The following is a 19974-nucleotide window of genomic DNA, read 5'->3' on the forward strand; positions in this document are numbered from 1 at the left end:
CAGCGCCCGGCAACGGGCGCTAATCAGGTTGAGGCAATCAGATGGCTAATATGATGACAGTCCATTGCGATATCGTCAGTGCGGAAGGAGAAATCTTTTCCGGTCAGGTCGAGATGGTGATTGCGCACGGCAGCCTGGGTGATCTTGGTATCGCTCTGGGTCACGCTCCGCTGATCACTGAACTCAAGCCAGGTCCGATCCGCCTGATCAAGCTGGGCGGGGAATCGGAGGTGTTTTACATCTCCGGTGGTTACCTCGAGGTTCAGCCGAACATGGTCAAGGTTCTTGCCGACACCGTGCAACGTGCTGCCGACCTGGATGAAGCCTCCGCTCAGGAAGCCGTAAAGGCTGCCGAGAAGGCACTGAACGAAAAAGGCGCAGATTTCGATTACGGATCTGCTGCTGCACGTCTGGCCGAAGCCGCAGCTCAGCTGCGCACCGTCCAGCAAATCCGCAAGAAGTTTGGCGGCTAAGCCTCCTGTCTTATTGTGTGATTGATTAAAAAGGGTAGCCTCGGCTACCCTTTTTCTTTTTCCGCGAAATACTTTTTGGTCGCAACCGCTGACCACCCAGGATTGGTAGCCAGTCATGTCTCTCGATATCGTTATTCTCGCCGCAGGTCAGGGCACCCGCATGCGTTCTGCCCTGCCCAAGGTTCTGCACCCCGTGGCAGGCAACTCCATGCTTGGCCATGTTATCCACAGCGCTCGTCAGCTTGAACCGACCCGCATCCACGTCGTCATTGGTCACGGAGCCGAACTGGTACGTGAACGCCTGGCTGCTGATGACCTGAACTTTGTGCTGCAAGACAAGCAACTGGGTACCGGCCATGCCGTGGCTCAGGCGCTACCATTTCTGACCGCAGAAAACGTGTTGATCCTGTACGGCGATGTACCGCTGATCGAGGTCGAGACCCTGCAACGTCTGCTCAAGCAAGTTGGCCCCGAGCAACTGGGCCTGCTGACTGTCAACCTGGCCGACCCGACTGGTTATGGTCGTATCGTGCGTGATGCGGATGGCAAGGTGTGTGCGATTGTTGAGCACAAGGACGCAACCGAAGCCGAACGTACAATTACCGAAGGCAACACCGGGATCCTCGCCTTGCCGACCCGTCGCCTGGCTGACTGGATGAGCCGTCTGTCGAACAACAACGCACAGGGCGAATACTATCTGACCGACGTTATCGCCATGGCGGTTAGCGATGGTTTGGTCGTGGCCACCGAGCATGCCCTTGACCCGATGGAAGTGCAGGGCGCCAACGATCGTAAACAACTCAGTGAGCTGGAACGTCATTACCAGTTGCGCGAAGCCCGTCGCCTGATGGCCTTGGGTGTGACCTTGCGTGACCCGGCGCGTTTCGATGTGCGCGGTGAAGTCACCGTGGGTCGTGATGTGCTGATCGATATCAACGTGATTCTTGAAGGTCGCGTGGTTATTGAGGACGACGTGGTCATCGGCCCGAATTGCGTAATCAAGGACAGCACCTTGCGCAAAGGTGTTGTGGTCAAGGCCAATAGCCATCTCGACGGTGCCGTGATGGGCGAGAACAGTGATGCCGGTCCGTTCGCTCGTCTGCGCCCGGGCAGTGTGCTGGATGCCCGTGCCCATGTGGGTAACTTTGTCGAATTGAAAAACGCCCACTTGGGTGAAGACGCCAAATGCGGTCACCTGACTTATCTGGGCGATGCCGAGGTCGGACCGCGCACCAATATCGGTGCTGGCACCATCACCTGCAACTACGATGGCGCCAACAAGTGGAAGACCGTGTTGGGCGCTGATGTATTTATTGGTTCGAACAACTCGTTGGTTGCACCTGTGGATATCTCCACCGGTGCTACCACTGCTGCAGGCTCGACCATCAATCAGGATGTTGCCGCGGAGCAACTGGCCGTTGGTCGTGCGCGCCAGCGCAACATTGATGGCTGGAAGCGTCCGGTCAAACAGCCAAAGCCTTGATTTAAAGTTATCCACAGAAAGGCGATGATGATTTAAGGTTATTAACAAGTCATCCTATAACTGTTTTAAATCAATGAGTTACCTAAAGCCTTATTCACGCCCTGTGGATAAGGCTTTGTTTTTTGCGGGCCTAAATAAGCGTTTTGGCCAATGAATACAGGCCCATATCGACTTATTCACAGAAAATAGCCCACAACATTTTCTTGACGAAGGTTTCGAGATACGGTTTCATTGCTTTCGTTATCTTTCGAAACGAAACTTAAGCCGTTATGTCCAAACGTAATACGCCACAACGCAGACACAACATCCTGGCCATGCTTGCCGAGCAGGGCGAAGTCAGTGTGGATGAACTGGCCAAGCGCTTCGAAACCTCTGAGGTTACGATTCGCAAGGATCTGGCTGCACTCGAAAGTAACGGGCTTTTATTGCGTCGTTATGGCGGCGCGATCACCATGCCGCAAGAACTGGTCAGTGATGTCCCTCAGCCAGTTTCTCTTTATAAGCAAGCCATTGCCCGTGCAGCGGTTGGTCTGATTAAAGAGCATGCGCGCATCATCATCGACAGCGGCAGCACCACGGCCTCGATGATTCCACAACTGGGCCTGCAACCTGGCCTGGTAGTGATGACCAACTCCCTGCACGTCGCCAATGCACTCAGTGAACTGGAACATGAGCCTGTATTGCTGATGACCGGGGGCACCTGGGATCCGCACTCCGAGTCCTTTCAGGGACAGGTTGCCGAACAGGTGTTGCGCTCATACGACTTCGATCAACTGTTCATCGGTGCTGACGGCATAGACCTGCAGCGCGGCACGACAACTTTTAACGAGTTGTTGGGTCTGAGCCGGGTCATGGCTGACGTCGCGCGTGAAGTGATCGTGATGGTCGAGTCGGACAAGATTGGTCGAAAAATACCCAACCTGGAACTGCCCTGGAGCAGCGTCCATACCCTTATTACCGATGATCGCCTGCCCCTTGAGGCACGCGAACAGATTCAGGCCCGGGGCATAACATTGTTATGCGCGGCCCTAAGCTAGGAGAACTTTATGTGTGGAATCGTTGGCGCAGTCGCTGAACGTAATATCACGGCCATTCTGCTGGAAGGCCTGAAACGTCTTGAATACCGTGGTTACGACAGCGCAGGTGTGGCTGTTTTCACCAACAACGGCACCCTGGAACGCATGCGCCGCAACGGCAAAGTGGCCGAGCTGGAACAAGCTCTGGCCGGTGAGCCATTGGCCGGTCGTCTGGGCATTGCCCATACCCGTTGGGCCACCCACGGTGCGCCGTGCGAGCGTAACGCTCACCCGCATTTCTCCGGTTCCGATCTGGCTGTAGTACATAACGGCATCATCGAAAACCATGAAGCCCTGCGTGAGCAGCTCAAAGGCTTGGGCTATGTGTTTACCTCGGACACTGACACCGAAGTCATTGCCCACCTGCTAAACCACAAACTCAAAGATCACAGCGACCTGACCGAGGCCCTCAAGGCCACCGTTAAAGAGTTGCACGGTGCCTACGGCCTGGCTGTGATCAGCGCCAAACAGCCGGATCGTCTGGTTGCTGCACGTAGCGGTAGCCCGCTGGTGATTGGCCTGGGCCTGGGTGAAAACTTCCTGGCCTCTGACCAATTGGCACTGCGTCAGGTCACTGACCGTTTCATGTACCTGGAAGAAGGCGATATCGCTGAAATTCGTCGTGACAGCGTGCAGATCTGGGACGTAAACGGTCAGAGCGTTCAACGCGAAGCCGTGCAATACAGCGATGGCGCCGAAGCGGCCGACAAGGGCGAGTATCGCCACTACATGCTCAAGGAAATCCACGAGCAACCAGCTGTAGTTCAACGCACCCTGGAAAACCGCCTGGGTGCTGACCATGTACTGGTTCAAGCTTTCGGTCCACAAGCGAAGGAATTGTTCGCCAAGGTTCGCAATGTTCAGATCGTCGCCTGTGGTACCAGCTACCACGCTGGCATGGTTGCCCGTTACTGGCTCGAAAGCCTGGCAGGCATTCCGTGCCAGGTTGAAGTGGCCAGCGAGTTCCGCTACCGCAAAGTTGTGGTGCAACCGGACACCCTGTTTGTTTCGATCTCGCAATCGGGCGAAACCGCTGACACCCTGGCAGCACTGCGCAATGCAAAAGAATTGGGCTTCCTCGGTAGCCTGGCGATTTGCAACGTAGGTATCAGCTCGCTGGTTCGTGAGTCGGATCTGACGCTGCTAACCCAAGCCGGTCGCGAAATCGGTGTGGCTTCCACCAAGGCATTTACCACCCAGCTTGTAGGCCTGTTGCTGCTGACCCTGTCTCTGGGCCAGGTGCGCGGCACCCTGGAAGAGGGCGTTGAAGCACAGCTGGTAGAAGAACTGCGTCGTTTGCCAGCGCGTCTGGGCGAAGCCCTGGCGATGGATTCGGTGGTTGAAAAAGTGGCTGAATTGTTTGCCGATAAACATCACACCCTGTTCCTGGGCCGTGGCGCTCAGTTCCCGGTGGCAATGGAAGGTGCACTCAAGCTCAAAGAAATTTCGTACATCCACGCTGAAGCGTACCCGGCGGGCGAGTTGAAGCACGGCCCTCTGGCACTTGTGGATAACGACATGCCGGTAGTGACCGTTGCTCCGAACAATGAGCTGTTGGAGAAACTTAAATCCAACCTGCAAGAAGTTCGTGCCCGCGGTGGCGAGCTGATTGTGTTTGCTGATGAACAAGCCGGTATGAGCAACGGCGAAGGCACCCATGTGATCAACATGCCGCATATCCACGATGTGCTGGCGCCGATCCTCTACACCATCCCGCTGCAATTGCTGTCGTACTACGTGGCCGTGCTTAAAGGCACTGACGTGGACCAGCCGCGTAACCTGGCTAAATCCGTGACTGTGGAATAAATCACAGCCGGGACTCTACTCAGTGGTTTAGAGAGTTAAAACTGTCGCGAATGAAGGGAGCCACTTACGGGCTCCCTTCTTCGACAGATCCCCTTCTTCCAGGTTGCTTGACCAACACTGAGGGAAAGAATCAATTACAGGTGGAAATGGCCCGCAGCCTCTGGCTGGTAAAGCACTTTCCTGATCTCAATTCGGCGGGTCCGATCAGAAATTCGCCAGTCTATGGCGTCCCCCTCCTGATAGCCCAGGATGGCAGCACCAATGTCGGAATACACAGAGTGCTTCCCGGCGTTACTGTCCGCGTCTTCCGGGTAGACCAAGGCCACTTCGATCTCTTCGTCGTCCAGTTGCACTAAAGCCCTGGAGTTCATCGTGACGACATTGCCCGCCACCTGCTGCGGCTTGACGACAATGGCTCGTTCAAGCTCATGTTCGAGCTCAACAACCGTCGGACCTTGCTCCAGAGCGATTAGACTCTCGAGCCTGGCCTTGTCGATTTCAGTGATGTAGATCCTGGTGGAGTCGCCAACGGTACCTTCGCGCAAGAGCTGGAGATAGCGCCCCGCTGCCATGGAAAATGACTTCAATGTGGGCGTTTCGCTTTCAAGCACAAAGCCGCTGCGCAGAAAGGCTTTTACCGAGCGCGTGTTGTCCGGGTGGATCTTGGCGATGAGCTTCTTGGCCCGCATGTCGAGGAAGGCCAGTTTCATGCCTTCGCGGATCGTGCGGGCGCCAAGGTTTCGGCCCCATTTGTCGCTGTCTCCGATGACCAGGACTATCTCGCAATTTGAGCCGGTCTTGATCAGACGGACAAAGCCTACCGGGGCGTCATGCCGGTCATAAGCCATGAAGAATCGGCCGCCCTGGTTGAACAGATGGGTCAGGATTGGCAATTGGGTTCTATCAATGGCTTGCTCGATGGAGCGGGAGACATGACGTGAATCGCTCAGATAACAGGTGACGCGCTCATCTTCCAACCAATCCATCAACGTCAACGCATGCGCCCGAGTAACTTCCGGGCACAGCGAAATGAAAGGCTTGTTCATCTTCACCACACTTATTTTCAAGGGATGAAAGCCCTTCATGGCTACGGCCATGACGGTTCTTTCGGCAACCGGCTATTTTAAGACATAACGCAAGTAATGCCGAATGGTCGGGAGAGTTCGGGGATATCTTCGTTTACCCTTTGGTCCGACCCAGAGCCTCGCCGCAAGCAGCGCCAGCAAATGTACGTGGATGTCTTGTGGCTTCTGGGTTGTGGATAACTTCAGCAAGGAGCTGGCATGCTTTACACCAATGCGCTGAAACAATTGGATATGCAGGATATTTCGATTGTCTTGCTGTTGATCGAAAATCGCAGCGCCAAGCGTGTGGCAGAAATGTTGAATCTCAGCCAATCAAGCATCAGTTACAGCCTGAAAAAACTCCGCCACTGTTTCGACGACAAACTCTTCGAGAACACCGACGGCGCCATGCAACCCACGGCACGGGTGCTGGCGATCAAGCCCTATCTGCAAAACATCCTGCAGTGCATCAATCAGTGCGCCAAGGAAGGAGCAGGGCAGGGCACCGCGCTGCGTCAGTGGAATATCACTGCCCCGGAATATTTTGAAATTCTCATGTTGCCTGCATTGTTGCAGCAGGTGCGTTCAACCGGGCGCAACTGGGCGTTGAGTGTGAGCCGCCTGGGCCAGGATTTGCCCATCAGTGAGTTATTGGCTTCTGACACCGACGTTTGCTTTGGCTTCGGCCCGGGCTATCACCAACGGCATCCGTTGCTGGGCTATCGCAGCCTTACTGAAGATTCTTTTGTGTGCCTGTCCAGCGTGGCAAAACATCAGGCTAAATCTTTTTTGGATATTGATGAATTTTGTGACACGCCGCACATATTTCCAACGCCGTGGCAGTCGGAAAAAAACATGGTGGATGGCTGGCTGGAAAAACAGTCGCGGCGTAGAAGTATTTTTACCCGGGCCAACTCCTATCACGCCGGGGTCAATGTTTTATTGGCGGTGCCGGCACTGATCGTGATCCCGAAAAAAATAGTGGCGACGTTGAATGTGCCGCCAAACATTAAAGTTCTCCAACCGCCGCCCGGTTTTCCGACTTTCACTCTGGACATGATCTGGAGCCGTGAACGAACCATCCACAGCGACTTTCATGAGCTGGAAGGGTTGATCGAAAAAATAAATTTCAGGTGCGCAAAATCGCCTGCGGGTGCTGGTGTGCGCTATACATTCCCACTGCTTATCCCGCAGGGTAGGGCACGGCCATGAACTGAAAAGGAATTTTCGATGATCAAGCAATTTATCAAACCCGCCCGCACCGGTGCGGTTTTTCTAGTGACTTGCCTGGCGGCTTCCATCGCCTGTGCCAGCGATAAAACCAGTTACCCGGACGCCGCTGCCAGCGACCCGGCGAAGCTGGGCTGGATGGTCGGTGCACCGCCCCCGCCGGATCGCATCGTGCGCTTTGCCGACGGCAGTTATTTCCAGTTTCCCGCCATGCGCTGGAGTGTTTCCAACTTCCGTCAATTGATGCCTACCACCAATGTCTCCCGTGGCCTGGGTGCGCCCGTGCCGCTGGCCAGAGCCTTGCGCACGGATATCGACGCCTTGACCTTCGTGCCACTGGGCAGCAAGGAGCCGATGACCTGGGAACAGTCGCTGGCGGCGAACTACACCGACGGCATTGTGGTGCTGCACCGCGGCAAAATTGTTTATGAGCGTTACTTTGGTGTGCTGACCCCCGAAGGCCAGCACGGCGCCATGTCGATGACCAAGTCCGTGGTGGGTACTATGGGCGCGATGCTGGTGGCTGATGGCACGTTGGATGCCAATAAAAAAATTGCTGAGTATGTCCCCGAGCTGGCCAAGTCGGCCTTTGGCAACGCCACCCTGCGCCAGGTGCTGGACATGACCACGGGGCTTAAATACAGCGAAGATTATGCCGACCCCAATGCTGAAGTCTGGAAGCATGCACAGGCCGGTAACCCGCTACCCAAACCCAAGGACTACACCGGCCCGCAAAGCTATATGGAATATTTGCAGACGGTCGAGCCGGAGGGGGAGCACGGCGAGGCCTTCGCTTATAAAACCGTGAACACCGATGTGCTGGGCTGGGTCATTGCACGAGTGACAGGGCGTAACGTTGCGCAATTGCTCTCGGAAAAAATCTGGCAGCGCATTGGCGCTGAACAATCGGCCTATTTCACCGTGGATTCAATCGGTACCCCGTTTGCGGGGGGTGGTTTGAATACAGGGCTACGGGACATGGCCCGCTTTGGAGAAATGATCCGTAACAATGGTCAGTATCTCGGCAAGCAAATCGTACCCAAGGCGGTTGTCGATGACATTCGTGGTGGCGGCGATAAAGCGGCCTTTGCCAAAGCCGGTTATGACTTGCTCAAGGGCGCCAGCTATCGCGACATGTGGTGGGTGACGCACAACGCGGATGGTGCCTTTATGGCACGCGGTGTTTACGGTCAGCGCACCTACATTGACCCGAAAGCCGAAATGGTTATTGTGCGTTATGCCTCCAACCCGGTTGCCAGCAACTCGGCTAACGATCCGGTGACTATTCCTGCATTTGAAGCCCTGGCCAAACAGTTGATGACTCACCCGGACTGATAGCGCCAAAAAACGCTGGGAGTCGTGCTTGACCGGCTCCCATAGCGGCGTTTCGCCGTTTTTAAACCAAGATGAAGAATCCGTAAGCTCGACAAAAGTTTCATCATTTCTGCGATATCGTAACTAGATATTTCATAAGTGAGTGTTTCCATGCGTGTCGATTTAGAGGCAGAGGAGGGCCGGCTCGAGTCTTTGCCTCGTTTCCAAAGCGCCAGCGCACAGGCTCGTCAGCTCTATCTACTGGGGGTAGTGCTGGCAGTCCTGGCGTTGCTGGCGTGGGTGCTGGCATTTTTTATAGGTCTGTTTTCATCGGAATCGCTGTGGCCGGTGCTGCTGGGCAATAACGCAGCAGCCATGCTGGTGCTGGCCGCAGGCGTTCAATCGGCTTACTGGGTGGCGGATTGGCGCAATGACGCACTCAACCCCGCACCACAGGTGGCTGAGGTCGCGCCCGACGAACAGTTGCGTGGCATTGAACGTTTTAACCAGCGGATTGATGCCGGGGCAAAACAGGTGCTGGCCACCATCGGCGCGCCCGTTTTGTGGCTGGCAGGCGTGAGCGGTGTCGCCTGGTGGAGCGTCCAGCACACCTGGAACCTGGCTTTACCCGGTTTGACTCTGGGAACCTGGGGCAGTGTCGCGGCTGGCATTGCGGTGCTGTGCGCGTTTGCACTGTTAGTGTTCGAACGTTTCCTGGCGCAGCAACACCCTGGCCAATGGCCGGAGGCGCGTTTGCTGGCACCGTTGGTTCGCGTGCCCATCCTCACTTTGCTCCTGAGCGCCGTGTGCCTGATTTTCAGCAGCGACGATGCGGTGTGGCCTGCCCGCCTCGCGGTGCTGACCGGGTTGCTACCTGCTGCCGTGGCTATTGAGCTGATTCTGAGGGCGCTGGCTGCACTGTTCATCCCGCGCCGCGACAAACTAGAACCGCGCATGATCGGGCAAAGCTTTGTCGCTGGTATGTTGCGTTGGCCGCCTCAGCCATTGCTGACGCTGCAGAGCGAATTGCATAACCGGTTCGGCATCGACCTGCGCCAAATCTGGGCTTTTACCTTTATGCGCAAAGCGTTTTTCCCGGTGCTGGCGGTGGTTGCTGCTGTCGGCTGGGTGCTGAGCGGTGTGAGTGAAATCCCGCTGCAAGGTCGAGGGATTTATGAGCGCTTTGGTGAGCCGGTTGAAGTGTTGGGCCCGGGTTTGCACGTGGGCCTGCCATGGCCTTTTGGGCGAGTCCTGGCGGTGGAAAACGGTGTGGTACATGAGTTGGCCACTAGCACAGAATCGACTGTCGATCCGCTACTCACGCCTGCCGATGGTTTACCACCGCTTACCGCCAATCGCCTGTGGGATGCCACCCATGTGAATGACAAGTCCCAGGTGATTGCCAGCGACAGTGGCGACAAACAGGGCTTTCAGATCGTCAATATGGACGTGCGTTTTGTCTATCGCATTGGCCTGAGCGACCACGCCGCCATTGCCGCCACTTATCACAGTGCTGATGTACCGACGCTGATTCGCACTACCGCCAGCCGCATTCTGGTACACGACTTTGCCTCTCGGACGCTTGATGGTGTGCTCGGTGAGCAGCGCAGTGCGCTGGCCGATGATATAGGCCACGCCGTGCAGGCTGATCTGGATGGCCTGGACAGCGGGGTGGAAATTCTTGCCACCGTGGTTGAAGCCATCCACCCACCTGCCGGGGCCGCCAATGCCTATCACGGTGTGCAGGCAGCACAGATCAGCGCGCAGGCCCTGATTGCCCGCGAACGGGGCGCGGCCAGTGAACAAGCCAATGTGGCGCAATTGCAGGCCAGCGTCGCCCTGGATCAAGCCCATGCGCTGGCGCGTGAAATAAATGCCACCGCACTGACAGCTGATCTGCGCTTTGGCGCCGAGCAAAAAGCCTACGCCAGTGCCGGTCATGCGTTCCTTTTGGAACAGTACCTGAGCCAGTTAAGCCAGGGGCTGAACAATGCCCGATTGCTGATCCTCGACCATCGCCTTGGGGGCAGCAGTGCGCCGACCCTCGACCTGCGTTCTTTCACGCTGCCGGCCGATCCTGTCGCGCCGCGTAAAGCTGCTCAGTAAGGAGTCTTCTCTTGTCTCAATCCCACGATCACAGCAGCCATCATCATGGCTGTTCCCACCACGGCCATCACCATCATGACGATACCCTTGAGCCAAGCCCCTTCCCGTGGCGACGCATGGGCTGGGCGGCATTGCTGGTGCTGTTTGCCATCGCCGCGGCGAGCCTGGTGCAAGTACGTTCCGGCGAAGCCACGGTAATTACCCGCTTTGGCAACCCGGCCCGGGTGCTGCTGGAGCCCGGTCTGGGCTGGCGCTGGCCGGCGCCATTTGAAGTCAGCGTGCCGGTGGATCTGCGTTTGCGCACCACCTCCAGCGGCCTGCAGGACGTGGGCACTCGCGATGGTCTGCGGATTATTGTGCAGGCCTATGTGGCCTGGCAGGTGCAGCCCGATGCCGAGAATGTGCAGCGCTTTATGCGCGCCGTACAAAATCAGCCTGACGAAGCGGCGCGGCAGATCCGTACATTTGTGGGGTCGGCACTGGAAACGACGGCTGCCAGTTTTGATCTTTCAAGCCTGGTGAACACCGATGCCAGCCAGGTCAAAATTGCCGACTTTGAAGCGCAATTGCGTCAGCAGATCGAACAGCAATTGCTCAACACCTATGGTGTGCGTGTGCTGCAAGTGGGCGTGGAGCGCCTGACTTTGCCATCGGTCACGCTCACGGCGACGGTTGACCGCATGCGTGCCGAGCGCGAAACCATCGCCACGGAGCGCACCGCCGCAGGCAAGCGCGAAGCGGCGCAAATCCGCTCCGCTGCCGAACGCGATGCGCGCATCCTGCAGGCCGATGCGAGCATCAAGGCCGCGGATATCGAAGCGCAGTCGCGGGTAGAAGCCGCGCAGATTTATGGTCGTGCCTATGCCAGTTCGCCCGCGCTGTACAACGAACTGCGCGCGCTCGATACGCTGGGAACAATGGTTAATCCCGGCACAAAAATTATTTTGCGCACCGATGCCGCACCCTTCCGGGTACTGGTCGATGGCCCGCCGAAGCTGGATGCCAAGGCTGGATCGCAGCCATGAGCCAGGCACCTGATGAAATCAAAGGTGTCAGCAGCCCATGGCAACAGGCGGGGCGACTGGCATTTTTGGGCCTGTACGCGGTGACTGTATTCGCGGCGGTTGCCTGGGGGTTTTCCAATGTGCGTCAGATCGATCCGCAAAATCGTGCCGTGGTATTGCGCATGGGCGCGTTGGACCGTATCCAGAATGCCGGCTTGTTGTGGGCGTGGCCAAAGCCTTTCGAGCAAGTGGTGATCGTCCCCGCAGCAGACCGCGTGAGTGAACGCCGGATTGAAAATCTGCTGCGCTCGGATGTGGCGTTGCAGGCCGATCGAAAAGCTTCGTTCGCCACGCCGGTCAGCGATGCGCTGGCCGGTTCCGGGTATTTGCTGACCGGTGATGCTGGCGTGGTGCAACTGGATGTACGGGTGTTTTACAACGTCACCGAGCCCTATGCGTTTGTGCTGCAAGGTGAGCATGTACTGCCTGCGCTGGACCGGTTGGTGACACGTAGCGCCGTTGCGCTGAGCGCCGCCCGCGATCTGGACACGATTCTGGTGGCGCGCCCGGAACTGATCGGCAGCGACAGCCAGGCAGCTGAACGCCGTGAGCGCCTGCGCGGTGATCTGGTGCAAGGCATCAACCAACAACTCGCATCCCTGAGTGCCACCGGGCAGGGTATTGGTTTGCAAGTGGTACGGGTGGATGTGCAATCGAGTTTGCCGGGCCCTGCGGTGAATGCCTTCAATGCGGTACTGACGGCCAGCCAGCATGCGGAGCAAGCGGTGGCTGCAGCGCGCAATGAAGCGGCCAAAGTCACCCAATCGGCCACCCAGCAGGCTGATCGCAGTGTCGAGCAGGCCCAGGCCCAGGCCAGCGAGCGTCTGGCCAAGGCTCAGGCAGATACGTCTACCATCATCAACCTGGCCAAGGTACAGCAGGCCGGCAATGATTCTGGCTTGATGTTGCGCCTGTACCGCGAACGCATGCCCAGGATTCTGGGGCAGGCCGGTTCTGTCACCAGCGTCGATCCCAACGATGATTCCCGCCTGATTATTCAGGGAGCCGAACAATGAATGCGTCTGCCACTCAACCCGCCGTGAGCCTGTTGACCGGTCCCGAACAACGTCGCGCAGCGCGCCAACTGACACTGGCCATGCTGGCGCTGGGGTTGTTGGGTTTGGGGCTGGTATGGCGCTGGCTGATGCCCGCGCAAATCGGCGTCAGTCAGTTGCTGCTGGGTTTTGCTTCAATATTGGTGGCCGTGCCGGTCATGCGTTCGGCCTGGTACAGCCTGCGCTACCCGAGCCTGCACGGGATTACCGACCAGTTAATTGCCTTGGCCATGCTCGGCGCCTGGGCCACCGGCGATTTGCTGACGGCGGCTTTGCTGCCGATCATCATGATTTTTGGCCATGTGCTGGAAGAGCGCAGTGTGATTGGCTCCCAGGAAGCGATCCATGCCCTGGGCAAACTGACCCGCAGCCAGGCGCGTTTATTTCAGGCTGACGGCAGTTTGCTGGAAGTCGACAACGCCACCCTTAAAAGCGGCGATCAGGTAGAGGTGCGCGCTGGAGATCGGGTGCCCGCCGATGGTCTGGTACTGGCAGGGCAGGCCAGCCTGGATACGGCCTCTATTACCGGTGAGTCAGTGCCGCTGGAAGTCGGTAGCGGCATGCCGGTCTTTGGTGGGGCCATCAACCTCGATGGTTTACTGCGGGTACAGGTTACCCGCACCGGTGAAGAATCGACATTAGGTAAAGTCATCGCCCTGATGCAAAGCGCCGAGCGCGCCAAGCCGCCGATCACCCGTTTGCTTGAACGCTATGCTGGCAGTTATATGGTGTTGGTGTTGATGATTGCAGCAGTGACCTGGTTTATCACCAACGATGCCCAGGCCATGCTGGCAGTGCTCGTGGCTGCGTGTCCTTGTGCGCTGGTGTTGTCGGCACCGGCGACGGCGATTGCCGGGATTGCCGTGGCGGCGCGCCACGGGATCTTGATCCGTAGTTCGGCGTTTCTGGAAGAGCTGGCAGACCTCAGCTCATTGGTTGTGGATAAAACCGGCACCCTGACCTACGGCACTTTGCGCCTGCAAGCGATCGAAACCGATGTGCTGCACGAGCAACCGCTGCTGCAACTGGCCGCCAGTTTGGGCGCCGCCAGCAGCCACCCGGTGAGCCGGGCGCTGGCCGGGTTGGTGAGCCACGAGCAGATGCTCACCCTCAATGATGTGCGCGAGCGACAAGGGTTGGGCATTGTGGCCAGCACCGGGCAGGGTGAAGCAGCGTTGGGCCGTCCTGAATTGTTCAGTCAATTGAACATCACCACCAGTGCCGTGCCTGACCACGATGGCCCCATTGCCGGGCTTTCCCTCAATGGCAATTTCCTGGGCTGGCTGTTGCTGGCAGATAGCGTAAAACCCGAAGCCCGACAGGCGTTAAGTGAATTACGTGAACTGGGGCTTGGGCGCCAGGTGCTGCTGACCGGCGACCGCCAGAGCGTGGCCGAGCATTTGGCGCACACTGTGGGCATCAACGAAGTTCAAGCGCAGGCACTGCCCGAAGACAAGCTCGAACGTGTGCTGAGTGAAATCGGCAACGGCTTTCGGCCTATGGTGGTGGGCGATGGTATCAACGATTCGCTGGCGCTCAAGGCCGGTGTGGTGGGGGTTGCCATGGGCGCCGGTGGCGCGGATATCGCGCTGGCGTCATCGGATATCGTGTTGATCGGCAGCGATTTGCGTCGGCTGGGCACCTGCGTGCGCCTGAGCCGTGAGTGCCGGCATACTTTGCAGGTCAATGTGATCATCGGCCTGGGCTGGACCCTGGCGATTGTCGCGGCGGCGGCGTTTGGCTGGCTGGGGGCCGCCGGCGCGATGATCGCCGCGGTGTTGCATAACCTCAGCACATTGCTGGTGCTGGGCAATGCCGGGCGTTTACTGCGGTTTCATGAACCCCTGCAGCCGTTGAAGTTGGCTTGAAAGTGATTCGGATAAACGGTCGCGCTCGCTCTAGCGTCGACCTCCTGTCCGCGAAGCTGACAGTTTTCGTTATTCGTCTAACCTATAGTTTTGATATCTGAAATGAAGGAGGATTACAGATGCTCGCGCAACTTCCACCGGCCTTACAGAAACTTCAACTTCCATTACGCCTGAGGCTGTGGGACGGGCACGAGTTCAATTTCGGCCCGACGCCCAGCGTCACGATCGTGGTCAAGGACCCGACCCTGGTGGCTCAATTTACCCACCCCAGCCTCGACTTGCTGGGCAGTGCCTTCGTTGAGGGTCGGCTTGAACTGGAAGGCTCTATCAGCGAAGCGATTCGGGTATGCGATGAGTTGAGCCAGGCGCTGGTAGATGATGATGACTACGCCCCGCCACCCCGGGTTTATCACGACAAGGCGACTGACGCCGAGTCCATCTCTTATCACTACGACCTGTCCAATGACTTCTACCAGCTGTGGCTTGATCGCGACATGGCGTATTCCTGTGGTTATTTTGAAACCGGGGAAGAGAGTCTGGACGAAGCCCAGCAAGCCAAGTTTCGTCTGTTATGCCGCAAGCTGCGACTCAAGCCCGGCGAATACTTGCTGGATGTAGGCTGCGGTTGGGGCGGGCTGGCGCGGTTTGCCGCACGCGAATATGGGGTCAAGGTATTCGGGATTACCCTAAGCAAGGAACAACTCAAACTTGCCCGTGAGCGCGTCAACGCTGAAGGTCTGCAAGACAAGGTTGATCTGCAACTGCTCGATTATCGCGATCTACCGCAGGATGGCCGGTTCGACAAAATCGTCAGCGTCGGGATGTTTGAACACGTCGGGCACGCCAACCTGCGCGAATACTGCGAAATTCTCTCCAGAGCGGTGCGCGAAGGCGGGTTGGTGATGAACCACGGGATCACTTCCAAGCACACCGATGGCCGCCAGGTTGGTCGGGGTGCAGGGGATTTTATCGATCGTTATGTGTTCCCCAATGGCGAGTTGCCGCATCTGTCGATGATGACTGCCGAAATCAGCGAGGCCGGGTTGGAAGTGGTCGATGTTGAAAGTTTGCGCCTGCATTACGCGCGTACGCTGGAGCATTGGAGCCAGCGCCTGGAGCAAAAACTGGATGCTGCCGCCAAGCAGGTACCGGAGCAGGCCCTGCGGATCTGGCGTTTGTATCTGGCCGGTTGTGCCTACGCCTTTGCCCATGGCTGGATCAACATCGACCAGATTCTGGCGACCAAGCCCCATGCCGATGGCTCGTTGGAGTTACCACCGACCAGGGCGGATATTTACCGCTGAGCGTGGGTTTCCCAGGTGATGGGTTGCGGGTCTTGTATCAGGTTTCTGTCCAGGACGAAGCGCCCATTCTGGAGCCCGATATTTTGATCAACCTTGGCCAGGGCTTTTTGCTCAAACGTCAGTGAGCTTTTGTTGAAAACAAGGTCGTGGCGGGCGACATTGCCGCCCCAGTCCGGTGAGGGGAGGGAGATGTAACTGATGCGGTACTGGTCGTCAGTAAAATCTCCCTCCACCACATACACGCCGTAATGGTTCTCTCCCGGGGAGATGATTTTGTAGAGGCCATTGTCGTAGTAGTACAACACCGCTTCTTCAAAGGGCTTTTCGCTATACATCTTCTTGTAGTGCAGCCGGTGGATAAACGTTGGCTGGCCCACTTCTACGTTGATTAGCGGCGGGGTGTGAGGGGTGTCTTTGGCCTGAGCTGAAGCAAGCGTGCTGATAGTGAAGAGCACACCCATTAACGAGAATCTCATTATTTTTATTCCTTAAACTGAACGGCCCGGGTTATTCCGGGCCATTCAGTTTATGGAATCCTGCTTGACGCTTTTGCCTGCCCTGAGTAATTCAGATCCGTCCTACACAGCTATAAAACCGGTGAAACCAGTCTGGCTATTCGCATGCCCAGTTGCTGCAAACGGTGTGTGGCTTTGATATCGGCATCAGTGATTTCACGGGCCAGTGCGAAGTCATCAAGCAGCATATGCTCGACTTGCCTGGCGAAGTCTTGGTCGACGGTCAGCAGCATGACTTCAAAGTTGAGACGGAACGAGCGGTTGTCCATATTGGCGCTGCCAATGGCGCTGATCTCGTCATCGACCAGTACTACTTTTTGATGCACAAAACCGGGCTGGTAACGGAAGATCCGTACGCCTGCGCGTACTGCCTCGAAGGCATACAGGCTGGATGCGGCGTACACGACTTTGTGGTCCGGGCGTGAAGGTATCAGGATGCGTACATCCACGCCGCGCAGCACGGCGAGCCTGAGCGCGGAAAACACCGCTTCGTCAGGTACAAAGTAAGGGCTGGTAATCCACACCCGTTGATTGGCGGCATGGATAGCTTCAACGAAAAACAGCGAACAGGTTTCGTATGGATCTGCCGGGCCGCTGGCCAGGAACTGGCAGAGCACGCCACCGTCCGGGTAGCTTTGTGGCAGGATCAGGGGCGGCAGTTTGCGTGCGGCCCAGAACCAGTCCTCGGCAAACGACTCCTGCAGGCAGGCCACAACAGGGCCGGTGACTTCCACATGGGTATCGCGCCACGGCGACAGCGGGGGCTTGGCACCCAGATACTCATCGCCAACGTTATGGCCGCCGACAAAACCGCGCACGCCATCCACGACCACCACTTTGCGATGGTTACGGAAGTTGACCTGGAAACGACTGATCCAGCCGCCACGGGTGGCAAACGCATAAGTTTGCACGCCACCTGCGCGCAGGGTCTCGGCATAAACTTTTGGCAAGGCATGGCTGCCGATACTGTCATACAGCAGATGCACCGCGACCCCTTGCGCGGCTTTTTCGAGCAGCAGTGCATGCAGTTTCATGCCCAGGTCATCGTCGTGGATGATAAAAAACTGCACCAGCACCACTTCTCTGGCTGAGCGAATGGCATCGAAAATGGCGTCAAATGTCGCCGTGCCATTGATCAACAGGCGCACGCTGTTGTTGGCCAGGCATGGCATGCGACCCAGTCTGGGCATTGCGCGCAGCGAGGCGTAGGCTTTTGAGCTGCGTGCGGCCAGTGCTTCTTCGACCCATGGGCGCCAGCTCAGATGGGTGATGGCTTCACGCATTTCCTGGTTGGCATCGCGTCGGGCTCGAATGTAATCGTCAAAAGTACTACGGCCAAAGATCAGATACGGGATCAGCGTGAAGTAAGGAATAAAGAACAGCGACATAGCCCAGGCAATCGAGCCCTGCGCAGTCCTGACCGTCAGCACTGCATGCACGGCGGCAATCAGGCCTAAGCTGTGGATTAATAAAATCAGATAACCAAGTACGTGCGGGCCTAGATAATCCATGCGTATCCTTACTCCAAAATGTCTAATGCCAGTACTAACAGACCATGATCTGTTATGAATGTCCTATTTGTTTGCGGGCGCAACACTTGCCCTTTTTTGACGTCTAACGCTGACAATCGCGTAGGAGTTGCTTGATGAATGTTCGTCTGCTTGGGTTGTTCATGGCCTGTGGTTTTTCGATTCCTGTGGCTCAGGCCCAGATGCTGCAACCGGGGCTTTGGGAACTCAGCTCCAGCAATATGCAGGTAGATGGCCAACAGCTGCCTGAACTGCAGGTAATGTTAGGCCAATTACAGAATATGCTGACCCCGGAACAAAAAGCCCAACTGGAAAGCCAGGGGCTGACCATGGCGGGCAAAGGTGTGCGGGTGTGCCTGACGCCCGAGCAAGTGAAGTCAGACAACATTCCGCTGACTGACCCCAAGTCTGGGTGTAACCAGCAGATCACTGAGCGTAGTGGAAATCAGTGGAAGTTTCGCTTTAGTTGTCCAAAAGCCCAGGGCGCAGGTGTGGCAACGTTTGCCAGTGATCGGGAGTTCACCACCCAAGTAAATGGCACCTTCAATGCGACCGGGATACAGCAGAAGGGCAGCATGGATACCCGTGCTGTCTGGTTGGGACAAAACTGTGGAACCGTCAAACCGCGTACTTGATCAGAACTCGTTTTGCAGCGCTTTATAGCCGCGCACCAAATCCACATTGGTGCGCGCTACATCTTCTGAAAACTCCGATGCGCTAACACTCACTGGCGCAAATTGGCTCAGGTCCGTGTTTGGTCCGATTCGGGTCGTGGACGGCACATAGAAGTTATCCGGCAGGTCGCGGCCATCCACGACCGAGTTATGCCGCACCACACAGCCATCACCCAACTCGCAATTGAACAGCACACTGTTGAAACCGATAAATACCCTATCGCCAACACGGCATGGCCCGTGAACGATGGAACGATGTGCTATCGAAGTGTTTTCACCAATGATGACCGCCGCGCCGGACTTTGAGTGAATGACCACGCCGTCCTGAATATTTGAATTAGCGCCGATGCTGATCGGTTGCATGCCGCCGTCCTTGTCGACTTCATCGGCGCGGATCACGGCGTACGGTCCGACAAATACGTTTTCGCCGATCACTACTTTGCCGCAAATGATGGCCGTTCTGTCGACATAGGCGGACTCGGCGATTTGTGGCAAGTCGCCTGATGGATTTTTTCGGATCATGGTGTGCTCAATGCGTTGTGCAGGGTGGTGAGGTTGTATTCGAAAAGGCCAAGAAAAGTGCTGGCCGGACCTTCACTGGCCAGGGCATCGGAGTACAGCGTGCCACCAATTTGTGCGCCACTTTCATCGGCAATCTGCTGCAACAGACGCGAGTCTTTAATGTTCTCCATAAATACGGCCCTCACCTTGTCGGCCCGTATCTGACGAATCAGCGAAGCGACTTCAGCGGCCGAAGGTTCGCGCTCAGTGGACAAGCCCTGAGGTGCCATAAAGTCGATGCCATAGGCCTGGCCCAGATAGCCGAAGGCATCATGGGAGGTCACGATACGGCGATTGCCGGCGGGCAGGTTGCCCAGATCTGTTATGGCCTCGGCTTGCAGTCGATCCAGCTTTTTCAGATAAGCCGCAAGGTTGCGGTTGTAGTACGCCTCATCGGCCGGGTCGGCCTTGATCAGCGCTTGAGTGATGTTGTTCACATACAGTTTTGCGTTTGTCAGGTTGTGCCAGGCGTGAGGGTCGGGGATGGTTTCGCCGTCTTCCTCCATCGTGTGAGCAGCCACTCCTTTGCTGGCAGTCACGATAGCCCCCGGGGTTTCGGTACTGCTCACCAGGCGATCAAGCCAGGGCTCGAACCCCAGGCCATTTTTGATAATGATCTTGGCATTGAGCAGTGCCTTGGCATCGTCCGGGGTGGGCTCATAGGTATGTGCATCCTCATCAGGGCCGACCAGCGCGCTGACGTGCACATGTTCGCCGCCGATTGCCCGGGTCATGTCGCCGAGAATGCTGAAGCTGGCAACGACAGGTATTTTCGGTGTCTGAGCCGCGACGCCAAGGGACAAGCCCATCGCCACGCACATACTGAATATCATGGGTAGAGCACGCATCGTG

17 protein-coding genes are annotated in these 19974 nt (G+C 57.0%); 12 read left to right on the forward strand and 5 right to left on the reverse strand.

Going from position 1 to position 19974, the window contains the following annotated elements; genetic code table 11:
- Positions 1 to 53: 53 nt before the first annotated feature.
- The 4 genes from FHL07_RS09970 (at position 54) to glmS (ending at position 4838) form a co-directional block, all read left to right on the forward strand.
- Complete coding sequence (locus FHL07_RS09970; protein WP_029611653.1) at positions 54 to 473, forward strand: F0F1 ATP synthase subunit epsilon; 420 nt, start codon at positions 54 to 56, stop codon at positions 471 to 473.
- Between the two features lie 115 nt (positions 474 to 588).
- Positions 589 to 1956 (forward strand): bifunctional UDP-N-acetylglucosamine diphosphorylase/glucosamine-1-phosphate N-acetyltransferase GlmU, encoded by a 1368-nt coding sequence (glmU, locus tag FHL07_RS09975; RefSeq protein ID WP_138738423.1) that lies wholly within the window; start codon positions 589 to 591, stop codon positions 1954 to 1956.
- A gap of 269 nt (positions 1957 to 2225) precedes the next feature.
- Positions 2226 to 2993: a DeoR/GlpR family DNA-binding transcription regulator gene (locus tag FHL07_RS09980; RefSeq protein ID WP_088378585.1), complete on the forward strand. Its 768-nt coding sequence runs from the start codon at positions 2226 to 2228 to the stop codon at positions 2991 to 2993.
- 9 nt (positions 2994 to 3002) lie between these two features.
- Positions 3003 to 4838 carry a glutamine--fructose-6-phosphate transaminase (isomerizing) gene (gene glmS / locus FHL07_RS09985; protein WP_094999571.1) on the forward strand — a complete coding sequence of 612 codons (1836 nt, stop codon included), beginning with the start codon at positions 3003 to 3005 and terminating at the stop codon, positions 4836 to 4838.
- A 134-nt stretch (positions 4839 to 4972) separates the two neighbouring features.
- On the opposite strand, the gene FHL07_RS09990 is transcribed toward glmS, so the two are convergent.
- A complete protein-coding gene (locus FHL07_RS09990; RefSeq protein WP_094999570.1) occupies positions 4973 to 5935 on the reverse strand; it encodes a bifunctional GNAT family N-acetyltransferase/nucleoside diphosphate kinase regulator in 963 nt (320 codons plus the stop codon).
- Between the two features lie 186 nt (positions 5936 to 6121).
- Between FHL07_RS09990 and FHL07_RS09995 the strand changes: the two genes are divergently transcribed.
- The 7 genes from FHL07_RS09995 to cfaB all read left to right on the forward strand — a co-directional run bounded on the left by FHL07_RS09995 (position 6122) and on the right by cfaB (position 15843).
- A complete protein-coding gene (locus tag FHL07_RS09995; protein ID WP_238705529.1) occupies positions 6122 to 7114 on the forward strand; it encodes a LysR family transcriptional regulator in 993 nt (330 codons plus the stop codon).
- Positions 7115 to 7132: 18 nt separating this feature from the next.
- A complete protein-coding gene (locus FHL07_RS10000; RefSeq protein WP_095020597.1) occupies positions 7133 to 8467 on the forward strand; it encodes a serine hydrolase domain-containing protein in 1335 nt (444 codons plus the stop codon).
- Between the two features lie 150 nt (positions 8468 to 8617).
- On the forward strand, positions 8618 to 10552 hold the full coding sequence (hflK, locus tag FHL07_RS10005) for a protease modulator HflK (RefSeq protein ID WP_138738424.1): 1935 nt from the start codon (positions 8618 to 8620) through the stop codon (positions 10550 to 10552).
- Positions 10553 to 10563: 11 nt separating this feature from the next.
- Entirely contained in the window at positions 10564 to 11577 is a 1014-nt protein-coding gene (gene hflC, locus FHL07_RS10010) for a protease modulator HflC (protein WP_094999566.1), read from the forward strand.
- Positions 11574 to 12632: a protease modulator HflK gene (hflK, locus tag FHL07_RS10015; RefSeq protein ID WP_095017932.1), complete on the forward strand. Its 1059-nt coding sequence runs from the start codon at positions 11574 to 11576 to the stop codon at positions 12630 to 12632. The genes hflC and hflK (FHL07_RS10015) overlap by 4 nt, the downstream gene beginning before the upstream one ends.
- Positions 12629 to 14539, forward strand: coding sequence for a cation-translocating P-type ATPase (locus tag FHL07_RS10020; RefSeq protein WP_094999564.1), 1911 nt, complete (start codon positions 12629 to 12631; stop codon positions 14537 to 14539). Before hflK (FHL07_RS10015) ends, FHL07_RS10020 begins: the two co-directional genes overlap by 4 nt.
- A gap of 119 nt (positions 14540 to 14658) precedes the next feature.
- Positions 14659 to 15843 (forward strand): C17 cyclopropane fatty acid synthase CfaB, encoded by a 1185-nt coding sequence (gene cfaB / locus FHL07_RS10025; RefSeq protein WP_088378578.1) that lies wholly within the window; start codon positions 14659 to 14661, stop codon positions 15841 to 15843.
- Here the strand turns inward: cfaB and FHL07_RS10030 are convergent.
- Together FHL07_RS10030 and cls are read right to left on the reverse strand one after the other, a co-directional pair.
- Complete coding sequence (locus tag FHL07_RS10030) at positions 15834 to 16319, reverse strand: hypothetical protein (RefSeq protein WP_095017933.1); 486 nt, start codon at positions 16317 to 16319, stop codon at positions 15834 to 15836. The genes cfaB and FHL07_RS10030 overlap by 10 nt on opposite strands.
- Before the next feature lie 110 nt (positions 16320 to 16429).
- Positions 16430 to 17869 carry a cardiolipin synthase gene (gene cls / locus FHL07_RS10035; protein WP_095023139.1) on the reverse strand — a complete coding sequence of 480 codons (1440 nt, stop codon included), beginning with the start codon at positions 17867 to 17869 and terminating at the stop codon, positions 16430 to 16432.
- A 134-nt stretch (positions 17870 to 18003) separates the two neighbouring features.
- Here cls and FHL07_RS10040 point away from each other — a divergent pair, with 134 nt between their 5' ends.
- The gene (locus tag FHL07_RS10040; protein WP_138738425.1) at positions 18004 to 18522 is read left to right on the forward strand and encodes a DUF3617 domain-containing protein; all 519 of its coding nucleotides are present in this window, start codon (positions 18004 to 18006) and stop codon (positions 18520 to 18522) included.
- Here FHL07_RS10040 and FHL07_RS10045 read toward each other — a convergent pair whose 3' ends face one another.
- Positions 18523 to 19083, reverse strand: a complete 561-nt coding sequence (locus FHL07_RS10045; protein ID WP_095020592.1) for a gamma carbonic anhydrase family protein — start codon at positions 19081 to 19083, stop codon at positions 18523 to 18525.
- Positions 19080 to 19970 (reverse strand): metal ABC transporter substrate-binding protein, encoded by an 891-nt coding sequence (locus FHL07_RS10050; protein WP_095026784.1) that lies wholly within the window; start codon positions 19968 to 19970, stop codon positions 19080 to 19082. The genes FHL07_RS10045 and FHL07_RS10050 overlap by 4 nt, the downstream gene beginning before the upstream one ends.
- Positions 19971 to 19974 lie beyond the last annotated feature (4 nt).

It is taken from the genome of Pseudomonas sp. FSL W7-0098 (genome assembly GCF_005930585.1).
Classification (GTDB): domain Bacteria; phylum Pseudomonadota; class Gammaproteobacteria; order Pseudomonadales; family Pseudomonadaceae; genus Aquipseudomonas; species Aquipseudomonas bubulae.